This is a genomic window from Kineosporiaceae bacterium, assembly GCA_016713225.1.
Classification (GTDB): Bacteria; Actinomycetota; Actinomycetes; order Actinomycetales; family Kineosporiaceae; genus JADJPO01.
The window spans coordinates 792,471-815,227 of record JADJPO010000002.1 but is presented as its reverse complement, the minus strand read 5'-3'; the positions used below and the strand labels follow the sequence as shown (position 1 = coordinate 815,227).

Genomic DNA, 22,757 nt, shown 5'->3' with positions numbered 1-22,757 from the left:
CAGCTCCGCGGTGGATACACCGCTGAGCACCGGGCCTCGGGGGCAGGCGCCGTATGTGATCTGAACCACAGGACTCCGGCGACCGTCCTCGACCGTCGTCAGCCCGCGGTCAACCGCACGTTGTCGATGTCCACGTACGACACCAGCCGCTGGTTGACCTTGGCGATCTCGATCCCCAGCGGCTGACCGGCCTGGTCGGCCGACGCCGTCCAGGTCACGGTCACGTCGGTGAACCGGCCACACGCCGGAGCCACCGTGACGTCCTGCGAGGCGACCCGGACCCCGCCGACCAGGATCGACAGCCGCGCGCCACCGAAGTCCTCCGGGGTCGAGCGGCATCCCACGGCCACGGTTAGCCGGTAGGTGGCCCCCGCCTGAACCGGCGCAGGGACCACCTGCCGGGCGGGCGTGGTGATCAGGCCGAACAGGGTCATGGCGGTCGGGCCGGCCAGCCCCTGGACATCGGAGCTGGGGTAGCGCGGCCAGCCGACGCCGAGGACGCCGGACGAACCGGTCCACCCCGGGGGTGAGGCACCCAGGATCTTGCCGAGCAAGGGGGCCTGCTGCTCGAAGTTCCCGTTGGAGAGGGTCACGGGGGTCGGCGCGGTGCTCACCTCGGCAGGCGTCGTCCCGGCCGGCGCCCCACCGCCGGAACCGGAGGTGGTACCCGGACCACCGGTCCCCCCGGGCGTCGGCGACGCGGCGCCGGCCGAGCGCGGGGTGGGCACCCCGGTGTCGTCGGTGCTGGTGGAGCGCGACGGGCGGGGCGTGGACGAGCTCGTCGGCGACGGTTCCGTCGGCGAGGGCGAGGGACTCGGCGTCGGCGTGGGGTCGGCCCGTCGCGTCGTCACGGTGGTGGGGCGGATCGTGATCTGCGGGTCGTCCGGCCGGGGCGTCAGCCCGTTGACGGCGGCAGCGACGACGACGACACCGACCCCGGCGGCGAGCGCGGACAGCCCGACGAGGGCACGGCGCCGCGGACGACGCGGCGCGGCCGATGCCCGCGGCGCCGTGGCGGCGGCGACCGCCTGGTGCTCGTACCACGCGCCCAGCCGGCGGAAGCCCTGGCGCAACTCGTCGTCCTCGTCAGCCACGCGTACCACCTCCGTCCTGCGGGAACAGAGGGGTCGGCAGGATCAACCGCGGCTGGCGCCGTTGTGTGTTGCCTACCACAACGCCTCCCCTGCCGAACCATCGATCTGCCCGCCGAGCTCGTTTCTGAGCCGACGACGACCGCGCGCGAGCTGGCTCTTGACCGTCTCCTCGGGCAGCTCGAGGGTGTCGGCGATCTGGCGCACCGACAGATCGAGCAGGTAGCGCAGCGTGAGGACGGCGCGATAGTGAATCGGCAATCGGCTCAGTGCCCGGTGGATGTCCACGATCTCGGGTGGCGGAGGCAGATCGGCGCTCGGCAGGCGACCGGCCAACCGCGTCAGGGCCGTCGCCTTGCGTCGCGCGCGTCGGATGGTGTTGAGCGAGAGGTTGTAGGTGACCCGGCGCACCCACCCCTCCGGATCCTCGTACTGCCGGATTCTCGGCCAGTGGCGGTGAGCTCGCTCGAAAGCCTCCTGCACGACATCCTCGGCCTCGGTGAGGTTCCCCAGGGTGACGGCCGCCGCCACCACGATGCGTCGGTAGGTGGCGGCGTAGAACTCCTCGAAGTCCACGCCTCCCCCCTCCCCGGTTCGCACGAGCTGACCGACCAGCCGTTGGCATGATGGCTGATCTCCGCGGCTCGGGGTGGCAAACCACGCCCATTGGTGACCGGGCGGGAGCGAGATCGACCGGAGCGCCGTGGCGTGATTCATGCCACACCGCACCAGTGCACCCGAAGCGGCGCACGGCGGTGTGTTCATGGCGCTCCTCATGTGTCACGTGGCCCGTGACACCTGGGGTCAGACCCCTTCCGTGCCACGCGACCCGGCACGGCGGACCATCACGATCGAGAGGCTGACGTGATCCCAGCCGGACCCGCGCGCCCCGCCGAACCGAGTCCTGCCCCGGACGGCGAGCTGCGCCCGAGCGACGGCGTGACCGGCCGGTGGTGGGTGGATCCGCCCACCACCACGGCTCCCTCCTCCGATGTACCCGGCGCCGTCGCCGAGATTCTGCGGGCTGCCCGAACCGAGGCGAACGAGGTGGTGCAGCGCGCCGAACGTCGCGCCACAGAGATCATCGAGGAAGCTCGGAGGCAGACGCTGCGCGAACTGCGCGAGGCCCGGTCCGAGGCACGCGCCCTGATCCGTGATGCGGCGGTCATCGCGCAGTCCCTGACCCATGCCCCGCAGCAGGAGATCGCGACGACCGCTCCGGCTGCTCCGGTCGCTCCGGCTGCTCCGGCTGCTCCGGCCAGGTCGGATGCCGCGCCACCACGACAGCGCAGCTGGGGTCGCTTCGTCCATCGGTACCGCTGGGCGACGATCACGATCTCCGTGATCCTGGCCGTGGTCGGCGTGCTGTGGGGACCCGGGGTGGTGGGCCTGCTCGCCAACGGCGGCTTCGACGTCCCGGGCTCGCAGTCCTTCGCCACCGACCGCTCCATCGGCACCACGATCGGGCGACCGACGCCGGACGTGATCGCGCTGTACTCCAGCTCGAAGTACACCGTGGACGATGCCCAGTTCCAGCGGGCGGTGTCCGCGGTCGTCTCGGGTGTCCCTCGCGCCGGCGTGCGCACCGTCACCAGTTACTGGACGACGAAGTCGGCGGCGCTGGTCTCCGCCGACCGCCGCTCCACGATCGTGGGTGTCTACCTCACCGGCGACGAGGACGCGCGGATCGCGACCTACCGGGCGATCTCCGACACCCTCGACATCGACCCCGCGGTCGCCACCACCCGACTCGGTGGGGTGACCGCGGGCGACGCACAGATCAGTGACCAGGTGTCGGCAGATCTCACCCGAGCCGAGACGCTGTCGGCTCCGTTGCTCGCCGTCCTGCTGCTGATCGTCTTCGGCGGTGTGGTCGCGGCCGGTCTGCCACTGATGGTGGGGGGCATCACCGTCGTCCTCGCGTTCGCGGTGCTGCGGCTGCTACTGCACGTGACCTCGATCTCGGTGTTCGCCGTCAACGTCGTCACGCTGCTCGGACTGGGCCTGGCGATCGACTACGCCCTGCTGATGGTGAACCGGTTCAGCGAAGAGCTGGCCGCCGGCCGGGACGTCCCGGCCGCCGTGGAACAGACCATGCGGACGGCGGGGCGGAGCATCGTCGTCTCGGCTGTCATCGTGAGCGTCTCGCTGTCCGGGCTGCTGTTCTTCCCCATGGTCTTCCTGCGGTCGATGGCCTATGGCGGTGTGGCCGTGGTCGCCCTGGCGGCGGTCGTGGCCACCACCCTGCTGCCGGCCACGCTCGGCGCCCTCGGTCACCGGGTGAACTCCCTGGCCCTGCCGTGGGCCCGGCGTCGGGCGGGGGCCGGCGCGAGGCGCGCCGAGGGCAGCGGGCTCTGGGCGCGCCTGGCGCACAGCGTGATGCGTCGTCCGGTGATCTACGTCCTGGCGGTCGGCACAGTGCTCACGCTGATGGCACTGCCGGTGCGCACCGTGACGTTCGGCGGCATCGACGCACGACAGTTGCCCTCGACGGCACCGGCCCGCCAGGTGTCGACGATCCTGGCCCGCGACTTTCCGCAGGTGCCCTCCGAGCCGATCCAGATCCTGCTCACCGGCGGCGGGGATGCCGCTGTGACCACCGTGAGTTCTGCCGTATCGGCGATGCCCGGTGTCACCGGGGTTCGTGCGGCCGGACGAACCGGCGAGACCACTCTGGTGAGCGTCACCTACCGAGGCGAAGCCGTCGATGAGACCGCTCGGGGCCTGGTCGATCGGATCCGCTCGCTCTCGCCGCCTGCCGGCACCCGTCTCGCCGTGGGCGGCTACAGCGCCCAGCAGGTCGATCTGCGTGCGAGCATCCGCGACGGTCTCTGGCGCATGGCGCTGCTGGTGATCGCGGTGACCTTCTTGTTGCTGTTCCTCGCCTTCGGCTCCCTCGTGGTTCCGCTCAAGGCGGTGCTGATCACGCTGGCGACGATCGTGGCCTCGCTCGGCATCGTCGTGCTGGTGTTCCAGCACGGCCATGGCGCCGACCTGCTCGACTTCGACCCGACCGGGAGTATCGAGCTGACCCAGCCGATCCTGGTGGCAGCGATCCTGTTCGGGCTGACGACGGACTACGAGATCTTCCTGCTGTCCCGCATCCGCGAGTACTGGGATCGCACCGGCGACAACACCAGGGCAGTGGCGGTGGGCCTGCAACGCACCGGGCCGATCATCACCAGCGCGGCGGCGCTGATCCTGGTCGTCATCACGGCGTTCTCCACATCGAAGATCATCTTCATCAAGCTCATCGGGGTCGGCATGGCGGTCTCGATCCTGCTGGACGCCACGGTGATGCGCGCCCTGCTGGTCCCGGCCACGATGCGTTTGCTGGGCCGGTGGAACTGGTGGGCGCCGGCGCCTCTGGCGCGGTGGTGGGAGCGTCACCGGCCGCCGTCCGAGGGGGACGGCGCGTTCGAGCCCGACACCTCATCGCGTCCGGACAACTCGGAAGTCGTCACTGCCGGCCACACGTAGAATCGTCGGATGAATCGACCCGGAACCCGCGAGCGAGAGGGCGTCGTCTTCGGCCTCGCCGCATACGGGCTCTGGGGAGCCTTCCCGCTGTACTTCGTCCTGCTGGAACGGTCCTCTCCGGTGGAGATCGTGCTGCACCGGGTGCTCTGGTCACTGCTGGTCTGCCTGATGGCGGTCGGTCTGTTGCGCCGGGGCCGCGAGCTGAGGGTCGCACTGCGGTCGGTGCACACCCTGATCCCGTTGACCGTGGCGGCGATCGTGCTGGCGCTCAACTGGGGCATCTACATCTACGCGGTGACCAGTGGCCAGGTGGTGCAGGCCAGCCTGGGGTACTTCGTGAACCCCCTGGTGACGGTGCTGCTCGGCGTCCTGGTGCTGCGCGAGCGGCTGCGGCCCGCCCAGTGGATCGCGGTCTCGATCGGCGCCGTCGCGGTCGGGGTACTCACGTTCGCCTACGGGCGGCTGCCGTGGATCGCCCTCACCCTGGCCTTCAGCTTCGGCACCTACGGCCTGATCAAGAACCGGGTGGGCGCCAGCCACAGCGCCCTGACCAGCCTGACCACCGAGACCCTCGTGCTGGCACCGCTGGCGGCAGGGGTGCTGGTCTGGCTCGAGCGCACAGGTCGGGGGCACTTCGCGGAGAACCCCCCGTGGCAGGGCCTGCTGCTGGCCAGCGCCGGCATCGCCACCGTGGTGCCACTGTTGCTGTTCGCCGCGGCGGCCCGGCGGGTACCGCTGTCGACCATGGGGCTGATGCAGTACCTGACCCCGGTGCTGCAACTGATGTGCGGCGTCCTACTGCTCGGCGAGTCGGTGCCACCCTCGCGCTGGGTCGGGTTCGGCCTGGTATGGCTGGCCCTGGCGGTGCTCTCGGTCGACTCGCTGCGCTCGGCCCAACAGCGCTCACGACTGGCCGCTCAGGCGGAGGCCGAACCGCTCGCCGCCTGAGGCTGCCAGGCCCGGCGGATCGCGGCGAGGTGCTGCTCGTAGAGCGCCCGCGCGGCTGCGCCACGCACCGGCCAGGCCCCGGTGATCTCCAACGAGACCAGGCCATGGACGCCGGCCCAGATGGACAGGGTGATCGTGACGACGTCGCCGCGCAGCAGACCAGCGTCCACCAGGGCCTGCACCAAACCGGCGAGAACCGAGATCGTCTCGTCGCCCATCAGGTCGGCGGCTGCCTGTCCGGCCGCCGACAGGGCGTCGTCCGCGACAGGTTCGACAGGTTCGACAGGTTCCACGGGTTCGGTGGGTTCGGTGGGTTCGATGGGCACGGCAGGTTCGGAGCCCTCGGCCAGTGCCCGGCCGCCGAACATGACGGCGTACAACGAGGGATGGGCCAGTGCCCACTGGCGGTAGGCATGGCCGAGCGCGGTCAGGTCCGCGAGCGGGTCGTCGGTGGTCGGGCATTCACGCTGCGCCTGCAGGAACCCGGCGCGCGCCTGGTTCACCACCGCCGAGACCAGGCCTGCCTTGTCGCCGAACATCGCGTAGATCGCGCTGGTCGAGGTGCCCGCCCCCGCGGCCAGGGGGCGCAGGGACAAGGCCTCGACGCCCCCGGCGGCCAAGGTCGCCGCCGCGTCGGAGATCAGCCGATGCGCCAGGTGCTCGTCGTAGACCTTGGGACGTGCCACTTGACAAGCATAACGTAACGTTGTTTTGTAACAGTGTCACGAAATGTAGCGCGGTCGGAGGTCCACCATGAGCGCCGTCCACCCCGGACGATTCACCGCCCCCGGCGACATCGACGTCACCGTCTTCCTGATCGGCATGCGGTTCAACCGGCTGCACCGCATCGACGCCTGGTGGCCGGTGGTGAGCGCGATGCCGCCGATGCTCCGCCACCTGGCCACCCACCCCGAGACCGGCATGCTCGGTCAGCACACGTGGTTCGGTCGCACGACGATCCTGCTGACGTACTGGCGCGACCCCCAGTCCCTGCAGGCCTTCGCCGCCGACACCGATGCACCCCATCTCGAGCCCTGGCGTCGTTTCATGCGCCAGGTCGGATCCTCGGGGACCGTGGGGGTCTGGCACGAGACCTATGTGGTGCCGGCCGGACACCACGAGACGATCTACAGCAACATGCCGGTCTTCGGCCTGGCCGCTGCAACACGGCACGTCCCCGTCGGGGCGGGCAGCAACACCGCACGGCAACGGTTGCACCTCGACCGGGCCACACCGGCCCCGAGTTCTGAGTAGTGTCGGTCGGTGGCGACGCCGCCACCGACCGAGTCTTCCCGGGGGATGTCCATGCACCGCAACGTCGTTCACCCACGCCGCCTCGCGCGGCGGCTGGCCGTGACCACCGTGGCCGCGGCCTCCGTCCTGACGCTGGCCGCCTGTTCTGGTTCCGACAACGCCGGCGGGCCGGGAACCGGTGGGGCGACGACGCCCGGCAACGCCTCGGCGAGCAAGGCAGCACCGCCCGCCCCCAGCCCCACCGAGCGCGTCGTCACCGTGGCCCCGCGATCGGGTGCCGCCGATCCCGCGTCCGACAAGGCCACCGACGTCGTGTCCCGCTTCTACAGCGCCTATCTGACTCGGCCCGGCAAGGCCACGGCGACCAACTTCGTCGAACCGGCACTGCTGAAGACGCTCTTCGCTCCCCCGCCGGATTACGACCGGGTGCTGTGCGCTCACGCCCTGCCGGACACCGCTGGGGTGAGCCAGGCGACGATGCGCGGCGCAACGGCCACCGTGCGGGTGACCACGGCACAACAGGGTTCCTCCCGCCCGCCGATCGTGGTGACCGTGCGGACGTCCGACCTGAGGATCACGAAGATCGTCTGCCCTGCCTGACCAGACTCAGAGCCCGAAGATCTCCGCCAGGTCGTACCTGACCGGACGGTCGACCTGGTCGTAGGTGCAGGACACCGGTTCGCGATCCGGACGCCACCGGCGGAACTGTGCCGTGTGCCGGAATCGGGCGCCTTCCATGTGACCGAAGGCGACCTCGACCACCAGTTCTGGGCGCACCGGTTCCCATGACAGATCCTTGCCCGCACTCCACCGGCTGACGGCGCCCGGCAGGCGGCCCTCGGTGTGGGCCTGGGCCTCGGCCCACTCGGCCCAGGGATGGCCGGCCGCCCCTGCCTCCCCGAGGGCGATCCGGTAGGGCGTGAGTTCCTCGACGAGCGCCGCCCGACGTGCCATGGAGAACGACGCCGACACCCCCACGTGTTGCAGGGCACCGTTCTCGTCGTAGAGCCCGAGCAGCAGCGAGCCGACGATCGGCCCGCTCTTGTGCCAGCGGAAACCGGCCACCACGCAGTCCGCCGTCCGTTCGTGTTTGACCTTGAACATCACCCGCTTGTCGGGTTGGTACCCCCCGATGAGCGGCTTGGCGATCACGCCGTCCAGCCCGGCTCCCTCGAAGGTCTCGAACCACTCTCGGGCCAGCACCAGGTCGGACGTCGCGGGCGTGACGTGCACACTGCCCCCCTCGACGCGGGTGGCGCCCAGGGCCTCGACCAGGACGGCGCGACGCTCGCCGAAGTCGACGTCCATCAGGGAGCGATCGCCGAGCGCGAGGATGTCGAAGGCGACGAACGAGGCCGGTATCTGCCCGGCCAGCAGGTTCACCCGGCTGGCTGCCGGGTGCAGCCGCAGTTGCAGACTGTCGAAGTCGAGCCGATCACCGGTGGCGACCACGATCTCGCCGTCCAGCACGCAGCGGGGCGGCGTGGCCGCCTTGATCGCCTCGACCACCTCGGGGAAGTAGCGGGTCAGCGGGCGCTCGTTGCGCGAGCCCAACTCCACCTCCTCGCCGTCGCGGAAGATGATGCTGCGGAAGCCGTCCCACTTGGGCTCGACGTGGCCGACATCGGGGATGTCCTTGATCGCCTTGGCCAGCATCGGCGACACGGGTGGCATGACGGGCAGGTCCATGGCGCCATCATGCCCGGCGGCACCGACAGTCGCGGCCCGGCAGACGGGCATCGGCCGGACGGCGACCCGCCTGCCCCCACCGGGAGCCGACCGTTTGTCGGTGGTCCCGGTTAGGTTCCCTGCAGTTCGACGTCCGCTGTCACCCCGACAGTCGTGAGGCCGCGTGTGGCCACCCCGGGGTCAGCCGGCGTCCGAGCGCCCTGAACCCGGTCCGGACCTCCTCTACGGAGTTGCTCATGACCGACGTCCGCCCACCCTCGGCACCCGGCCCGGTCGAGGTCACCTCGACCGAACCCCGCCCGGGGCCGATCCACGACAACGCCCTGCGCCAACTCGCCGCCGACGAACTGTTGGCCCTGTGCCGCTGGCTGGGCATCCCCGCCGATCCGGGCGCCGTCCGGATCGGCGAGGCCTTTCCCTCGACCACCCGGTACGCCGATCTGCTCGTCGGGTGCGGGCCCGGCCGGCTGGCCCAGGTCGAGTTCGTGCGCCGCCCGACCCGGGAACTGCCCTGGCGACTGCTCGAGTACCGCGCTCGGATCATGCGGCTCGAACCCGAGTGCCGGCTGAGCCAGCACATCGTCGTGTTGGCGGGCGGTCGGGTCCAGGCCGAACTGAGCGACGGATCCGAGGTGTGGACCCGGTTCCACGTCACCTACCTGCGCGAGCAGGATCCGGCCGAGCTGCTCGCCGACCCCGCCCTGGCTCCGCTGGCACCCCTGGCCAGAGTGCAGCGCGGCACGTCCCGACCGCAGCTCTTGCGGCAGGCGCTGCAGACCATTCGGAGCGCCCCTGAGGATCGCGTCCGCGGCCTGGCTGCCCTGGCGATCGTTCTGGCGGCGATCCACCTCGACCCCGATACCATCGAGACAGCACGAAGGGAGACGGCCATGCCGATCAGCCTCGAGGGAACCGTCGCCGGGCGCATCCTGGAGCAGCGGGCCGAGGCCCGTGGCCGCACCGAGGGCGAGGCACATGGGCGCACCCAGGGCGAGATCGCCGCCGTCATCCGCGTCCTGAACGCTCGGTTCGGTTCCGATCCGCGGGTCGAAGCGCTGGCCCGCCGACTGGTCGGACGAGCCGGCGAGCGCGCGATCGATATCGCGCTCGCCGCTGCGCAACTCGACGATCTCGACACCACCGACTGACCTCTCACGCTCGCCCGCTGCCCTGGCAGGTGCCGCCGGGAAGCAGCGGGCGGGCTTCGCCATGGTTTGTTCGGCGTGGTAGGTTTTCGACCGTTTTCCCAGCACCTTCCCAGCACCGCCGTCACGTCGGACGGCGTTGAGGCCGTTCCTGTGTGGGCGGTCGCCCGGAGCAGCATCAGGCGGCTCCGGGTCCTGCGGGATCCTCTCCGAGGCAGGTCAGCTCTGTGAGCGATACCCCGTCCCCATCCGAGAACCCCCGATCCGGTCCGATCTACGACAACGCCCTCCGCACCCTCGCCGGCGACGAGATCCTCGCCGTGTGCGGCTGGCTCGGCATCCAGGCCGACCCCGGCACCGTTCGGCTGAGCGAAGCCCTGCCGTCGGCGACGCAATACGCCGATCTGCTGGTCGGCACCGGGCCGGGACGCCTGGCACAGGTCGAGTTCATCCGGCGGCCGGCACGTAATCTGCCCATCCGCATGCTCGAGTATCGGGCTCGGATCATGAGGCTGGAACCGACGGCACGGCTCTACCAACACGTCGTCGTCCTCGCGGGCGGCGACGTCGAGAACGAACTGACCGATGGCGACCGCTTCTTCACCCGATTCGACGTCACCTACGTACGCCGACAAGACCCTGATGAGCTGCTGAGCCAGGTCGCCCTGGCGCCACTGGCCAGCCTCGGGGCCGTCCAACGGACCCGGGACCGGCGCGTGATCCTACGCCGAGCGCTCCAGGTGATCCACGACGGCGCCGCCCCGGAACAGGCCCGACGACTCGTCGACGTCGCCGCCGTCCTGGCTGCGATCCATCTGGACGCGGCTACCATCGAAGAAGTGGGAAGGGAGGCAGCGATGCCGATCAGTCTCGAGGGCACCGACGCCGGCCGGGTGATCGCCCAACGCGGTCGAACCGAGGGGCGTGACGAAGGCCGGGTCGAGGGCCGGGTCGAGGGCCGGCTCGAAGGCCGCGCCGAGGGCGAATCCGCTGTCCTGGCCGAACTGCTCACGGCACGCTTCGGCGCCGACGATCGCATCCCTCACCTCGCCCGCAGGCTGGCTGCCGCCGGTGAGAAGGCCGCAGTCAGCGCCGTCCTGGCCGCTGCGACGCTCGACGCCCTCGAGACCTGAGCGTGGCCTCTCCCGCCGAGGAGCTGGACGTCGCCGGGGTCCCGGTCCGACTGACCAGCCCCGACAAGACCTACTTCCCCGCACTGGGCGAGGCAGGCACCAAGCGACACCTGGTGGAGTACTACCGCTCGGTGTCGACCATGACCGGTACCCCGCTGGTCACGGCCCTGCGCAACCGTCCGACCTACCTGCAGCGGTTTCCCGACGGCATCGAGGGCGAGGAGGTCTACCAGAAGCGCCTTGCCGCCAAGGGCGTCCCGAGCCACATCGAGTCCTGTCGGGTCACGTTTCCGTCCGGCCGCTGGGCCGATGCGCTCAAGGTCGTCAAGCCTGCGGACGTCGTGTGGGCCGCCAATCTGGGCACCGTCACCTTCCATCCGTGGCACGCGCGCTGCGCCGACGTCGACCACCCTGACGAGCTGCGGATCGACCTCGACCCTCAGCCGGGCACCGCGTTCGGTGAGGCGCGCACGGTGGCGTGTGACGTCGTCCGGCCGCTGCTCGAGGAATTCGGCTACCGCGGCTTCCCCAAGACCAGCGGCGGCCGGGGCATTCACATCTATCTACGGATCGAGCCGCGCTGGACCTTCGTGGAGGTGCGCCGCGCGGCCATCGCCTTGGCCCGTGAGATCGAGCGCCGCGGCGGCGGGCTGGTCACCACCGCCTGGTGGAAGGAACAGCGCGGTGAGCAGATCTTCATCGACTACAACCAGAATGCCCGCGATCGCACCATCGCCTCGGCCTACTCGGCCCGCCGGACGCCACGCGCCACCGTCTCGACTCCGCTGACCTGGGACGAGCTGACCGACGCCGAGCCCGACGACTTCACCATCGCCACGGTGCCCGACCTGCTGGCCCGGCGGGGCGACCCGATGTCGACCCTGGACGACGTCGCCCACTCCCTCGATCTGCTGTTGGAACTGGCCGAACGCGATGAGGCCGGGGGCCTCGGCGATCTGCCCTATCCACCGAACTATCCGAAGATGCCCGGCGAGCCCAAGCGGGTGCAGCCCAGCAAGTCCCGTTCCGACACGGTCGGCAATCCCCCACCCGTCGGCCAAGGCCTGCCCGACCTCTGAACACCCCCACCGCACGCACACCCCCAAACCTGCTCATGCTCCGCAGGTGACCTGTTCATGCTCCGCAGACACGGCCTGTGGCGTCATCCGCGGAGTACGAGCAGTCACCCATGGAGCATGAGCGGGTTTGGTGCAGGTGTGGTTCGGGTTGTTGTGTGGTTCGGGTCAGCCGTCGGCGGCTTCTTGCAGACCGGTCTTGATGATGCCCTCGACCTTGGCGGGGACACGGACCGGACCGAGGGTCTGCTCCTCGATGGGTACCTGGAGTGCCCCGGTCATGATCGCCACCACATCGGTGATGGTCACCGACTGCGGGGTGATCACGGCGCCACGCTTGCCCAGCCGCTGGACGTGGATGCGGTCGGCCACCTCGAACACCTGCGGCATGTTGTGCGAGATCAGGATGACCGGCATCCCCTTGTCACGCAGGTTCTTGATCAGCTGCAGCACCTGGGCAGACTCGCGGACGCCGAGCGCGGCAGTCGGCTCGTCCAGGATGATCACCTTGTGGCCGAAGGCGGCAGCCCGGGCCACCGAGACGGCCTGGCGCTGACCACCCGAGAGGGTCTCGACGGACTGTCCCATGTTCTGCAGCGTGCCGATCCCCAGGCTGGACATCTGCTCCTTGGCCTTGCGCCGCATGCCGCTGCCGTCGAGCATGCGCAGCACCGAGCCCAGCGGCCCGGCCTTGCGCTCCTCGCGACCCAGGAACATGTTGGTGGCGATGTCGAGCGCCGGGGAGACCGCCAGGGTCTGGTACACCGTCTCGATGCCGGCGGCCTTGGCATCACCCGGGCGGGTGAAATTGACCTCCTGACCATCGAGCTTGACCGTGCCGCGGTCGGGGATCTCGGCTCCGGACATCGCCTTGATCAGGCTGGACTTGCCGGCACCGTTGTCGCCGATCACGGCGAGCACCTCGCCGGGGTAGAGCGCGAAGTCGGCGCCGTCGAGGGCGACCACGCGGCCGTAGGTCTTGACCAGCCCGATGCCTTCGAGCACCGGACGCAGACTGCTCAACTCGCTCGACGCTTCGGTCGTGGTGCTCATGCGCGGGCCCTCCGGATCCACTGGTCTGCGGCAACGGCGACGATGATCAGTGCGCCGATCGCCAGTCGCTTGTAGGCCTGGTCGAGGCCGGCGATGCTCAGCCCGCTCTCGACCACGGAGACGATCAGCGCACCGATGAGAGTGCCCACGACCCGGCCACGACCACCGAACAGGCTGGTACCGCCGATCACCACTGCGGTGATCGAGTCGAGGTTGGCGTCGATGCCGGAGTTGGGGCTCGCCGCCCCGACCCGGCCGATGAGAACCCAGGACGCGATGGCGAAGATGAAGCCGGCCACGGTGTAGACGCTCAGCAGCACCCTGTTCACCTCGATACCGGCCAGGCGGGCGGCGTCGGGGTCATCGCCCACCGCATAGACGTGACTACCCCAGGCCGTGTACCGCAGCACGTACGCGAAGATCGCGTAGAGCACCAACATCGCCAGCACGCCCATGGTGATGGTGAAGCCCCCGAGGTCGAGGCCCTTGCCGAGCCACTTGAGCTCGGGAGCCAGCTCGCGACTGCGCACCGTACGCCCGGTCGCATACAGCAGCGTCAGCGAGGTGAAGATCCCCAGCGTGCCCAGGGACACGATGAACGGCGGCAGGTTGAGTCGGGTGATCAGCGTGCCGTTCACGAATCCGGCCAGGCCACCGACCAGCACACCGAGCAGGAGCGCCACGCCGCCGGGCAGGTTCATTCCGCTCTCCATGGCGGTCTTGGCCATCACCATCGAGGTGAAGACCATGATCGCGCCACAGGACAGATCGATGCCCGCGGTGAGGATGATGAGGGTCTGGCCGATCGCGAGGGTTCCGATGACGGCTGTCTGCTGCGTGATGGTGCCGAAGTTGCCCAGGGTCGCGAAGTTCGGCGCGACGAAGGCGAACACCAGCGTTGCGATCACCAGGACCGACGCCGGGCTGAGCCAGGGATAGCCGTGAAGAATGGTCTGCAGGCGCTGGAGCCCGCTCTGCCTGCCGAGGAACTCCTCGGCGGCGTCGTACCCGGCGCTCGTCGCCGTGGTCTCACTCACCAGCGTGCCGCCTTTCCGGATCGATCGAACGTGGGATCAGAACATCGAGTGGACGACGCGAGCCCTGTCGCGAGGAAGCGACGTGGGCCGACGGTAAACACCGATGGGGGCGACCGCCAGAGGAGGCCGCCCCCACCGATGTCTTCATGCGTTGAGCATCAGCTCACGAGCGGTGCGTCGATCAGCCCCAGGAGTTGTCGAGGCCGTACTGCACGTCCTTGCTCTCGACACCCTCGGCCGGGTCCTTCGCGATCAGCGTGACGCCGGTGTTGTAGAAGTCGAGACCCTCGCTGACGGCGGGCTTGGCGCCACCGGTCGCGACGTCCTTGATCGCCTTGACACCGAGCTCGGCCATCTTCAGCGGGTACTGCTGCGAGGTGGCGTCGATGATGCCGTCGCCGACCGCCTTGACGCCGTCCTTGCCGCCGTCGACCGAGACCATGATGTAGTCCTCGGCCTTCTTGCCCTTGGCGGTCATGGCCTGCTCGGCGCCGGCCGCGGTGGGCTCGTTGATCGTGTAGATCACGTTGATGTTCGGGTTCTTGGCGAGGAGCTGCTCCATGCCCTTCTGGCCGCCCTCTTCGTTGGCGCCAGTGGCCTCGTTGCCGACGATCTCGTAGTCGCCGCCCTTGCCGCCGGTGTACTTGCCGGTCTTGGCCTCGTCACCGTTCTTCTTCGGGTCGCCGACCGGGATGCCCATGCCCTCGAGGAAGCCCTGGTCACGGTTGTAGTCGACCGAGACGACCTTGTCGTCGAAGATGTCGAGCAGCGCGATGACGGCCTTCTTGCCGTCGAGCTTCTTCGCCGTGTACTGACCGATCAGCTTGCCGGCCTCACGGTTGTCGGTGGCGAAGGTGATGTCGACCGCGTCCGGCGGGTCGGTGGGGGTGTCGAGGGCGATCACGTAGATGCCGGCGGCACGCGCCTTGGCGATGGCCTCGTTCACACCGGTGGACATCGGCGTGATGAGGATGCCCTTCTGCTTGGTCGCGATGGCGGTCTCGATGGCCTTGATCTGGCCATCGTCGTCGCCCTCGGCCTTGCCAGAGGCGATGGTCACGTCGACACCATTGGCCTCGCCGGCCTTCTTGGCGCCTTCCTGCATGGCGACGAAGAACGGGTTGGTCGAGTCCTTGGTGATCAGCGAGACGGCGATCTTGTCGCCACCGGCTGCGGAGCTGGCGGCGCCGCTGGCCGAGGTCGAGGTGCCGGTGCTGGAGTCGCCGCCACAGGCGGCAAGGACCATCGCCGCGGCGAGGCCTGTTCCGACCAGCGCGAGCTGGCGAACGCTGCTGCGAGTCATGTGCTTCCTTCGAATCGGTGAGCTGAGCCAGGCCCGGTGAAACCGTGACGACACGCGGCTGCAACGTGACTGACATCGTTGTCGGGATAGTTGTAACCTCGTCCCACCGCAGCGTCAAGGATGATGACCCCAGCGGAGGACGACCGTGATGACACCGTTACCTGAGCTCGCACCCGAGGGCACACCTGGACCCGTGCTGGCTCGCCACCGTGCCACGATGCGCGACGTCGCTGCGCGGGCAGGTGTCAGCCTGAAGACCGTTTCTCGGGTGATCAATCGAGAACCCGGGGTCTCGACCACGCTGGCGCAGCGTGTCGAGGCCGCGGCCGCCGAACTGGACTTCCGGCCCAATCTGGGCGCCCGGAGCCTTCGGCGTGCCGATGGCAAGACCGCCACCATCGGTCTGGTGCTCCAGGACCTGGCCAACCCCTACTCCGCCGCCCTGCACCGCGCCGTCGAGGACATTGCGCGTGCTCGTGGCGTGGCGGTGCTCTCGGGCAGCGTCGACGAGACCACCGATCGCGAGCGTGAACTGATCACCGCCTTCTCCTCCCGTCGTGTGGACGGGTTGGTGATCATGCCAACCGGTTCCGATCACGCCTATCTGATGTTGGAGCGGCGCGCCGGCGTGGCCATGGTGTTCGTGGACCGCCCGCCGCAGCACCTGGACGCAGACGTCGTCCTGGCCGCCAACCGCGACGGCGCCCGGGACGGCGTGGCGCACCTGATCGCCCAGGGCCACCGCGACATTGCCTTCCTGGGCGACCTGGCCACGATCCGCACCGCTGAAGAACGCTATGCCGGGTATGCGAGCGCGATGACCGAGGCGGGGCTGCCGCTGCGCGGCGACCTGATGGTGAAGAACCTCGACACCGCGGACGCCGCGCAGGCCGCCACTCAGCGACTGCTCGCCCTGCCGCACCCCCCGACTGCCCTCTTCGGGGCGCAGAACCTGGTGACCATCGGCGCGCTTCGCGCCCTGCGGGACGCGGGTCGTCAGTTCGAGGTGGCACTGGTGGGCTTCGACGACTTCGAGTTGGCCGATCTGTTGCAGCCCGCCGTCACGGTGGTGGCGCAGGACCCCCAGGAGATCGGGCACCTGGCCGCCGAGAGGCTGTTCGCCCGCCTCGACGGCGACGATTCCCCGTTCCACACGGATGTGGTGACGACCCGACTGATCGTGCGCGGCTCCGGCGAGATCCCCCCGCGGTGATCATGTAATCCGTGCACGCTCGTGAATTCCTTCACGAGCGTGCACGGATTACATGATCACGGGGGGAATGTGCACGGATTGCATGATCACCGGGGGTGGGGTTGGTGTGGGTCAGGCGGTGCGGGCGACCACGGCGGAGGCGAAGTCCCGCAGGGCGTCACGTGCAGGTGAGGGTTCGAGTGCAGCCAACGACTCCGCGGCTTCGGCAGCCCAGCGCGACGCCTCGGCCCGAGCCTGGCCCGTCACCGGGTGAACGGCCAGGCGAGCGACGACGTCGGCCAGCACCGCGTCGTCCGCCAGATCACCATCGAGGGCGGCCAGCAGCGCCACCGACTCGGCATCGACACCCGGGCCGGACGACGAGACGTGGCGGCGTAGGAGCAGCACCGGCAGGGTCGGAACGTGTTCGCGCAGATCGGTTCCCGGGGTCTTGCCGGTCACGGCCGCGTCGCTGGACAGATCGATCACATCGTCGGCGAGCTGGAAGGCCACGCCCACCTTCTCGCCGTAGGCGATGAGAACCTGCTGCACCGATTCCGCGCACCCGGCGAACATCGCCCCGAACCGAGCCGCAGTGGCGATCAACGATCCGGTCTTGTCGGCGAGCACGGTGAGGTAGTGCTCCACCGGGTCCTCGCCATCCCGTGGCCCGATGGTCTCGTGCAGCTGACCCAGGCACAGCCGTTCGAAGGTCGCCGCCTGGATCCGCACAGCCTCCGGACCCAGTGCCGCGACGATCATCGAGGCCCGGGCGAACAGCAGGTCGCCGGTGAGGATCGCGACCGTGTTCCCCCACTGCGCATGAACGCTCGGCGCCCCGCGGCGCCGATCCGCGCCGTCCATCACATCGTCGTGATAGAGCGTGGCCAGGTGGGTCAGCTCGACCACGATCGCGGCCTCGATCACCTCGGGCCGCAGCGGATCACCCAGGTGCGCCGCCAGCAACGTGAGCAGCGGGCGCGACCGCTTGCCCCCGGCCCGTACCAGGTGGCGCGCGGCGTCATCCGCCAACGGGTCGACCTGCTGGACGGCGTCGTGCAACTGCCGCTCCACCACCTCGAGCCCTGCTCGCACCCCGGCGTCGAGATCACCAGCAGCCATCGGGATCCGCAGGGCAGCGGTCACCGGCGTCGCGGACTCGGGGCTCATGTCGGCATCGGGGTGCACGGTTATCTGATCGGTATCGGATCGGGGTCAGCAGGTCGGATCAGGGCAGGAAGACCGAGGCGGCCTCGGCGGGACCGAACAGTACCGTGGGGGCGATACCCACCACGATCGTGACCACCACCGACAGCAGGATGGCGAACAGCGTGCCGACCCCGGGCTGGGCCACCACCGACGAGGCGTCACCGGGCTCACTGAAGTACATCAGCACGATCACCCGGACATAGAAGAACGCTGCCACGGCGCTGGCCAGCACACCGACCAGGGCGAGCACCCAAGCCCCCTGACTCACCGCGGCGGAGAACACCGCGTACTTGCCCATGAAGCCACTGGTCAGCGGGATGCCCGCCATCGCCAGCAGGAACAGCGTGAACGCTCCGGCCGCCATCGGGTGACGCTTGCCCAGACCCGCCCACTGCGACAGGTGGGTGGCCTCGCCGCCCACACCGTCCTCGCCGGAGTCCCGCACCAACGACACCAGCGCGAAGGCACCGATCGTGGTGAAGCCGTAGACGAACAGGTAGAACAGCACGCCCGAGACACCGACCTTGTCGACGGCCAGCACACCGGTCAGCAGGAAGCCGGCGTGAGCGATGGAGGAGTAGGCCAACATTCGCTTGACGTCGGTCTGCACGATCGCGATGACCGACCCCACCACCATGGTCAGGATCGCCACGCCCCACAGCACCGGGCCGAAGTCCCAGCGGGCCCCGGGCAGCGCCACGTAGACCACGCGCAGCAACGCCCCGAAGGCGGCGACCTTGGTGCACGCGGCCATGAAGCCGGTCACCGGGGTGGGAGCGCCCTGATAGACGTCGGGGGTCCAGATGTGGAACGGGGCGGCACCCACCTTGAAGAGCAGGCCCACGGCCACCAGGCCGATGCCGATCAGCAGCAGTCCGTCCTGGCCACTCACGGCAGGCCGGCCGGTGCCGGTGATCGCGGCCGAGATGTCGCCCAGGCGCACCGAACCGGCGAAGCCGTACAGCAGAGCACTGCCGTAGAGGAAGAAGGCGGACGAGAAGGCGCCCAGCAGGAAGTACTTCAGGCTCGCTTCCTGGGACAACAACCGCCGCCGCCGAGCCAGACCGCACAGCAGGTACAGCGGCAGCGAGAACACCTCGAGCGCGACGAACATGGTCAGCAGGTCGTTCGAGGCCGGGAAGAGCAGCATGCCGACGACCGAGAACATCATCAGCGGGAACACCTCGGACTGCACGAAACCGACCCGGCGGGCGGTGCCCTCGGCGGCCGAACCGGGCACGGCCGAGGCCTGCGGTGTGAACGGGCCACCGTCCGTCGTCCGCTCCGACATCGTCAGCACCGACAGCAGCGAGAGCGCCAGGATCGTCCCCTGCAGGAAGATCGCCGGCTTGTCGATCACGACAGCGCCCTGCAGCACTCCCCCGGCGCCGGCGACTCCGGCGGTCTGCACCTCAGTGCCGCGCACCACGAGACGGGCCAGCGCGCCCAGGGCAGCCAGCAATCCGATCAGGGCCACGCCCACCTGCAGCACGAACCGGTTGGCCCGCGGCGCGAAGGCCTCGACGAGCACCCCCGCGCAGGCCGCGCCGAAGACGATCAGCATCGGCATGACGGCGACGTAGTCCACCGACGGCGCGGTGAACGCGGCCGCGACGGGGACGGACACCAGCGAGGTCACGGCGTGGCTCCTTCAGCGATCTGAACAGCCGGTGCGGGATCGACCTGCTGTACCTGCGTCATGGTGCGTTCGACGGCCGGGTTGAGCACGTCGAGCACCGGCTTGGGGTAGAAGCCCAGCGCGATGATCACCGCTACCAGCGGCGCCACCACCCACCGCTCGCGCGAGTCGAGGTCACGCCACCCGGCAGCGAAATCCTGCTTGGGGCCGGTGAACATCCGCTGGTAGGTGATCAGGATGTAGAGCGCCGCCAGGATGATGCCGAGCGTGGCGATCACGGCGGCCACCGGATAGCGCTGGAAGGTCCCGACCAGCACCAGGAACTCGCTGATGAAGCTCGACAACCCGGGCAGGGCCAGCGAGGACAGACCCGCGAGCAGGAAGGCGCCCGCCAGCAACGGGGTGGAGCGCTGCAGGCCGCCGTAGTCGCCGATCGCCGCCGACCCGCGGCGGCTGATGAGCATGCCGGCGACCAGGAACAGCGCCGCGGTCGAGAACCCGTGGTTGACCATGTACAGCGCCGAACCGGACTGGCCGGTCGAGGTCATCGCGAAGATACCCAGCACGATGAACCCGAAGTGCGAGATCGAGGTGTAGGCGATCAGGCGCATCAGGTTGCTCTGCCCGATGGCCAGCAGCGCGCCGTAGAGCACCGAGATCACAGCAAGCACCATGATCACCGGAGCGGCCCAGCGGCTGGCGTTCGGGAACAGCGGCAGGCACAGCGTGATCATCCCGAAGGTGCCGACCTTGTCGAGCACACCGACCAGCAGGACGGCGACCGACGGCGGGGCCTCGCTCGCGGCGTCCGGCAGCCAGGTGTGCACCGGCCACATCGGTGCCTTCACCGCGAAGGCGATGAAGAAGCCCAGGAACATCAGCCGCTCGGCTGCCCCGGGGCTCAGACCCAGGTCGGCCGGGAAGACACCGGTCAGGTTCGTGGTCAAGAACCCCTGCGTCCCACCGGGGCCCTGGTGGTAGAGCCCGATCACGGCGACCAGCATGATCAGGCCACCGAACAGGCTGTAGAGCAGGAACTTGACCGCGGCGTAGCGGCGCTGGGCGCCACCGAACTGCCCGATCAGGAAGTACACCGGGATCAGCATGGCCTCGAAGACCACGTAGAACAGGAACACGTCCCGGGCGGCGAACACGGCGATCATGAACGTCTCGAGCACCAGCACCAGCGCGAAGAAGTTGCGCGCGGCGTTGCCGCGGTAGTCCTTCCACGCGGCGAGCACGCAGACGGGCACCAGGATCGCCGACAGCAGCACCATCACCAGGGCGATGCCGTCGACCCCCACGGCGTAGCTCGCGCCGATCTGAGGGATCCAGGAGTGGTTCTCGGCGAACTGATAGCGCTCGGCGTGGCTCACGTCGAATTGCAGCGCCATCGCCAGACCGAGCACGAAGACCGCCAGCGAGATGGCGAGCGCCACCACGCGGGCGACCTGATCGCGACCGTTGGGCAACACCCAGACGATCACCGCGCCGATCAGCGGCAGCAGACCCATGATGGTCAGCCAGGGCATGTCAGACCTTCCCTCTCTCCACCAGCTCAGCCATCAGACCCGCCATCAGACCCGCACCGCCAGCACCCCGAGCAGCACCACGACCACGCCGCCCAGGATGGACGCCGCGTACGAGCGCACCATGCCGGACTGCCAGCGACGCAATCGCCCGCCCAGCCCACCGACGCCGGCTGCCAGGCCACCGACCGCGCCGTCCACGCCCTTGCTGTCGGTGAAGACCAGCGAGCGGGTCAGATACTGGCCGGGGCGCATGAAGATCGCCTCGTTGATGTCGTCCTGGTACAGATCGCGACGCGCTGCGCGGGTGGCCCAGGTGCCCCGCGGCGCGGTCTGCGGCACCTCGGCCTGCCAGTACTGCCGCCAGGCCAGGAACACCCCGAACGCGACCAGGACCAGGGTCAGCGCCATCAACGGGTACTTGGCGATCACCGGGTGGTGCTCCTCGACGGCACCGGTCACCGGTTCGAGCCAGTCGTGGAACCGCCCGCCGACGAACAGGAAGCCACCCAGGAACACCGACCCGAGCGCCAGGACGATCATCGGCGCGGTCATCAGGGTCGGCGACTCGTGCGGATGAGCCTCCTGTGGCCAGCGCTTGCGGCCCTGGAAGGTCATGAAGAACAGCCGCGACATGTAGAACGCGGTGATCCCGGCACCGATCAACGTGGCCAGGCCGAAGACCCAGGGCCGCCAGCCCTCACCGGTGGCGAAGGCGGTCTCGATGATGCCGTCCTTGCTGAAGAAGCCGGAGAACGGCGGGACGCCGAGGATCGCCAGCCAGCCCAGGCCGAAGGTCAGCCAGGTGGTCTTCATCGCCCCGGACAGGTTGCCGAACCGGCGCATGTCGACCGAGTCGTTCATGCCGTGCATCACCGAACCGGCGCCGAGGAACATGCCGGCCTTGAAGAAGCCGTGGGTGAGCAGGTGCATGATCGCGAACACGTAGCCGATGCCGCCCAGCCCGGCGGCCAGCATCATGTACCCGATCTGGCTCATCGTGGACGCCGCGAGCGCCTTCTTGATGTCGTCCTTGGCGCAGCCGACGGTCGCCCCGTAGAGCAACGTGATGGCACCGACGATCACCACGGCGAGCTGGGCGGTGGGCGCGGCCTCGAAGATCGCGCCGCTGCGCACCACCAGGTAGACGCCGGCGGTGACCATGGTCGCGGCGTGGATCAGGGCCGAGACCGGCGTCGGGCCGGCCATCGCGTCACCGAGCCAGGCCTGCAGCGGGAACTGCGCCGACTTGCCGCAGGCGCCGAGCAACAGGGCCAGACCGATCCAGGTCATCGCCGTCGAGGACCCCTCGGCGGCGTTGGGCAGAACCTGGGCATAGGTGACGGTCCCGAAGGTCGCGAACATGATCATGATGGCGACGGACAGGCCGAAGTCGCCGACGCGGTTCATCACGAACGCCTTCTTGGCCGCCGTGGCGTAGACCGGGTTCTGGTTCCAGAAGCCGATCAGCAGGTAGGAGGCCAGACCGACGCCCTCCCAGCCGACGTAGAGCAGGGCATAGGAGTTCGCCAGCACCAGCAGCAGCATCGAGGCCACGAACAGGTTCAGGTAGGCGAAGAACCGGCGGCGGTCGTGATCATGCTCCATGTAGGCCACGGCGTAGACGTGGATCAGCGAGCCGACGAACGTGATCAGCAGCACGAACGCGATCGACAGCGGGTCGAGCAGCAGGCCGGCGTCCAGATTGAAGCCACCGGTCGGCATCCAGCTGAACAGGGTCAGGTCGCGTACCCGCTCCTCCGGGGCCAGCCCGCGCAGATCGAAGAACAGCAACGCGCCGTAGAGGAACGCACCCCACGAGGCCAGGACGGCGAGCCAGTGGCCCCAGGCATCGGTCTTGCGGCCACCGAGCAGCAGCACGGCTGCACCGGCCAGGGGCAGCGCGACCAGCAACCAGGCGTTGTGCTGCAGGGCACCCTCGGCCGCGGCGATCGCCGCACGCGAAGTGCCTTCCGCCA

General features: G+C 69.3%; 19 protein-coding genes. 8 read left to right on the top strand and 11 right to left on the bottom strand.

Features of this window, described 5'->3' with window-relative positions:
• Positions 1-98: 98 nt before the first annotated feature.
• Both IPK24_09650 and IPK24_09645 read right to left on the bottom strand, forming a co-directional pair.
• A complete protein-coding gene (locus IPK24_09650; protein ID MBK8075815.1) occupies positions 99-1,094 on the bottom strand; it encodes a hypothetical protein in 996 nt (331 codons plus the stop codon).
• A gap of 72 nt (positions 1,095-1,166) precedes the next feature.
• Complete coding sequence (locus tag IPK24_09645; protein MBK8075814.1) at positions 1,167-1,667, bottom strand: SigE family RNA polymerase sigma factor; 501 nt, start codon at positions 1,665-1,667, stop codon at positions 1,167-1,169.
• Between the two features lie 288 nt (positions 1,668-1,955).
• Between IPK24_09645 and IPK24_09640 the strand changes: the two genes are divergently transcribed.
• Entirely contained in the window at positions 1,956-4,571 is a 2,616-nt protein-coding gene (locus IPK24_09640; GenBank protein MBK8075813.1) for an MMPL family transporter, read from the top strand.
• A 9-nt stretch (positions 4,572-4,580) separates the two neighbouring features.
• Positions 4,581-5,519: an EamA family transporter RarD gene (gene rarD, locus IPK24_09635; GenBank protein MBK8075812.1), complete on the top strand. Its 939-nt coding sequence runs from the start codon at positions 4,581-4,583 to the stop codon at positions 5,517-5,519.
• Here rarD and IPK24_09630 read toward each other — a convergent pair.
• Complete coding sequence (locus IPK24_09630) at positions 5,489-6,205, bottom strand: TetR/AcrR family transcriptional regulator (GenBank protein ID MBK8075811.1); 717 nt, start codon at positions 6,203-6,205, stop codon at positions 5,489-5,491. The two genes, rarD and IPK24_09630, sit on opposite strands and share 31 nt — an antisense overlap.
• 67 nt (positions 6,206-6,272) lie before the next feature.
• On the opposite strand from IPK24_09630, the gene IPK24_09625 reads away from it, so the two are divergent.
• Both IPK24_09625 and IPK24_09620 read left to right on the top strand, forming a co-directional pair.
• Positions 6,273-6,773 (top strand): DUF4188 domain-containing protein, encoded by a 501-nt coding sequence (locus IPK24_09625; GenBank protein MBK8075810.1) that lies wholly within the window; start codon positions 6,273-6,275, stop codon positions 6,771-6,773.
• A gap of 51 nt (positions 6,774-6,824) precedes the next feature.
• Entirely contained in the window at positions 6,825-7,373 is a 549-nt protein-coding gene (locus IPK24_09620) for a hypothetical protein (protein MBK8075809.1), read from the top strand.
• Between the two features lie 6 nt (positions 7,374-7,379).
• Here IPK24_09620 and IPK24_09615 read toward each other — a convergent pair whose 3' ends face one another.
• Entirely contained in the window at positions 7,380-8,462 is a 1,083-nt protein-coding gene (locus IPK24_09615; GenBank protein ID MBK8075808.1) for an ATP-dependent DNA ligase, read from the bottom strand.
• A gap of 236 nt (positions 8,463-8,698) precedes the next feature.
• Between IPK24_09615 and IPK24_09610 the strand changes: the two genes are divergently transcribed.
• From IPK24_09610 to IPK24_09600, 3 genes are all read left to right on the top strand, one after another.
• Positions 8,699-9,610 carry a hypothetical protein gene (locus tag IPK24_09610; GenBank protein ID MBK8075807.1) on the top strand — a complete coding sequence of 304 codons (912 nt, stop codon included), beginning with the start codon at positions 8,699-8,701 and terminating at the stop codon, positions 9,608-9,610.
• A 224-nt stretch (positions 9,611-9,834) separates the two neighbouring features.
• Complete coding sequence (locus IPK24_09605) at positions 9,835-10,740, top strand: Rpn family recombination-promoting nuclease/putative transposase (GenBank protein MBK8075806.1); 906 nt, start codon at positions 9,835-9,837, stop codon at positions 10,738-10,740.
• 2 nt (positions 10,741-10,742) lie between these two features.
• Complete coding sequence (locus IPK24_09600) at positions 10,743-11,819, top strand: DNA polymerase domain-containing protein (GenBank protein MBK8075805.1); 1,077 nt, start codon at positions 10,743-10,745, stop codon at positions 11,817-11,819.
• Between the two features lie 165 nt (positions 11,820-11,984).
• On the opposite strand, the gene IPK24_09595 is transcribed toward IPK24_09600, so the two are convergent.
• The 3 genes from IPK24_09595 to IPK24_09585 all read right to left on the bottom strand — a co-directional run bounded on the left by IPK24_09595 (position 11,985) and on the right by IPK24_09585 (position 15,209).
• Positions 11,985-12,869, bottom strand: a complete 885-nt coding sequence (locus IPK24_09595; protein ID MBK8075804.1) for a sugar ABC transporter ATP-binding protein — start codon at positions 12,867-12,869, stop codon at positions 11,985-11,987.
• A complete protein-coding gene (locus IPK24_09590) occupies positions 12,866-13,906 on the bottom strand; it encodes an ABC transporter permease (GenBank protein MBK8075803.1) in 1,041 nt (346 codons plus the stop codon). The genes IPK24_09595 and IPK24_09590 overlap by 4 nt, the downstream gene beginning before the upstream one ends.
• Before the next feature lie 181 nt (positions 13,907-14,087).
• On the bottom strand, positions 14,088-15,209 hold the full coding sequence (locus IPK24_09585) for a substrate-binding domain-containing protein (protein MBK8075802.1): 1,122 nt from the start codon (positions 15,207-15,209) through the stop codon (positions 14,088-14,090).
• Positions 15,210-15,357: 148 nt separating this feature from the next.
• Between IPK24_09585 and IPK24_09580 the strand changes: the two genes are divergently transcribed.
• Positions 15,358-16,422 carry a LacI family DNA-binding transcriptional regulator gene (locus tag IPK24_09580; protein ID MBK8075801.1) on the top strand — a complete coding sequence of 355 codons (1,065 nt, stop codon included), beginning with the start codon at positions 15,358-15,360 and terminating at the stop codon, positions 16,420-16,422.
• 111 nt (positions 16,423-16,533) lie between these two features.
• Here IPK24_09580 and IPK24_09575 read toward each other — a convergent pair whose 3' ends face one another.
• From IPK24_09575 to nuoL, 4 genes are all read right to left on the bottom strand, one after another.
• Positions 16,534-17,571 carry a polyprenyl synthetase family protein gene (locus tag IPK24_09575; protein ID MBK8075800.1) on the bottom strand — a complete coding sequence of 346 codons (1,038 nt, stop codon included), beginning with the start codon at positions 17,569-17,571 and terminating at the stop codon, positions 16,534-16,536.
• Positions 17,572-17,629: 58 nt separating this feature from the next.
• On the bottom strand, positions 17,630-19,180 hold the full coding sequence (nuoN, locus tag IPK24_09570; GenBank protein ID MBK8075799.1) for an NADH-quinone oxidoreductase subunit NuoN: 1,551 nt from the start codon (positions 19,178-19,180) through the stop codon (positions 17,630-17,632).
• Positions 19,181-19,245: 65 nt separating this feature from the next.
• Complete coding sequence (locus tag IPK24_09565) at positions 19,246-20,781, bottom strand: NADH-quinone oxidoreductase subunit M (GenBank protein MBK8075798.1); 1,536 nt, start codon at positions 20,779-20,781, stop codon at positions 19,246-19,248.
• Between the two features lie 45 nt (positions 20,782-20,826).
• Entirely contained in the window at positions 20,827-22,710 is a 1,884-nt protein-coding gene (gene nuoL, locus IPK24_09560; GenBank protein ID MBK8075797.1) for an NADH-quinone oxidoreductase subunit L, read from the bottom strand.
• Positions 22,711-22,757 lie beyond the last annotated feature (47 nt).

Excerpts from the sequence above, each read along its gene's own strand:
- IPK24_09585 (MBK8075802.1), bottom strand. The coding sequence starts at position 15,209 with ATGACTCGCAGCAGCGTTCGCCAGCTCGCGCTGGTCGGAACAGGCCTC.
- IPK24_09595 (MBK8075804.1), bottom strand. The coding sequence starts at position 12,869 with ATGAGCACCACGACCGAAGCGTCGAGCGAGTTGAGCAGTCTGCGTCCG.
- IPK24_09615 (MBK8075808.1), bottom strand. The coding sequence starts at position 8,462 with ATGGACCTGCCCGTCATGCCACCCGTGTCGCCGATGCTGGCCAAGGCG.
- IPK24_09610 (MBK8075807.1), top strand. The coding sequence starts at position 8,699 with ATGACCGACGTCCGCCCACCCTCGGCACCCGGCCCGGTCGAGGTCACC.
- IPK24_09575 (MBK8075800.1), bottom strand. The coding sequence starts at position 17,571 with ATGAGCCCCGAGTCCGCGACGCCGGTGACCGCTGCCCTGCGGATCCCG.
- nuoN (MBK8075799.1), bottom strand. The coding sequence starts at position 19,180 with ATGCCGATGCTGATCGTCTTCGGCGCGGCCTGCGCGGGGGTGCTCGTC.
- IPK24_09625 (MBK8075810.1), top strand. The coding sequence starts at position 6,273 with ATGAGCGCCGTCCACCCCGGACGATTCACCGCCCCCGGCGACATCGAC.
- IPK24_09620 (MBK8075809.1), top strand. The coding sequence starts at position 6,825 with ATGCACCGCAACGTCGTTCACCCACGCCGCCTCGCGCGGCGGCTGGCC.
- rarD (MBK8075812.1), top strand. The coding sequence starts at position 4,581 with ATGAATCGACCCGGAACCCGCGAGCGAGAGGGCGTCGTCTTCGGCCTC.
- IPK24_09565 (MBK8075798.1), bottom strand. The coding sequence starts at position 20,781 with ATGCCCTGGCTGACCATCATGGGTCTGCTGCCGCTGATCGGCGCGGTG.
- IPK24_09580 (MBK8075801.1), top strand. The coding sequence starts at position 15,358 with ATGACACCGTTACCTGAGCTCGCACCCGAGGGCACACCTGGACCCGTG.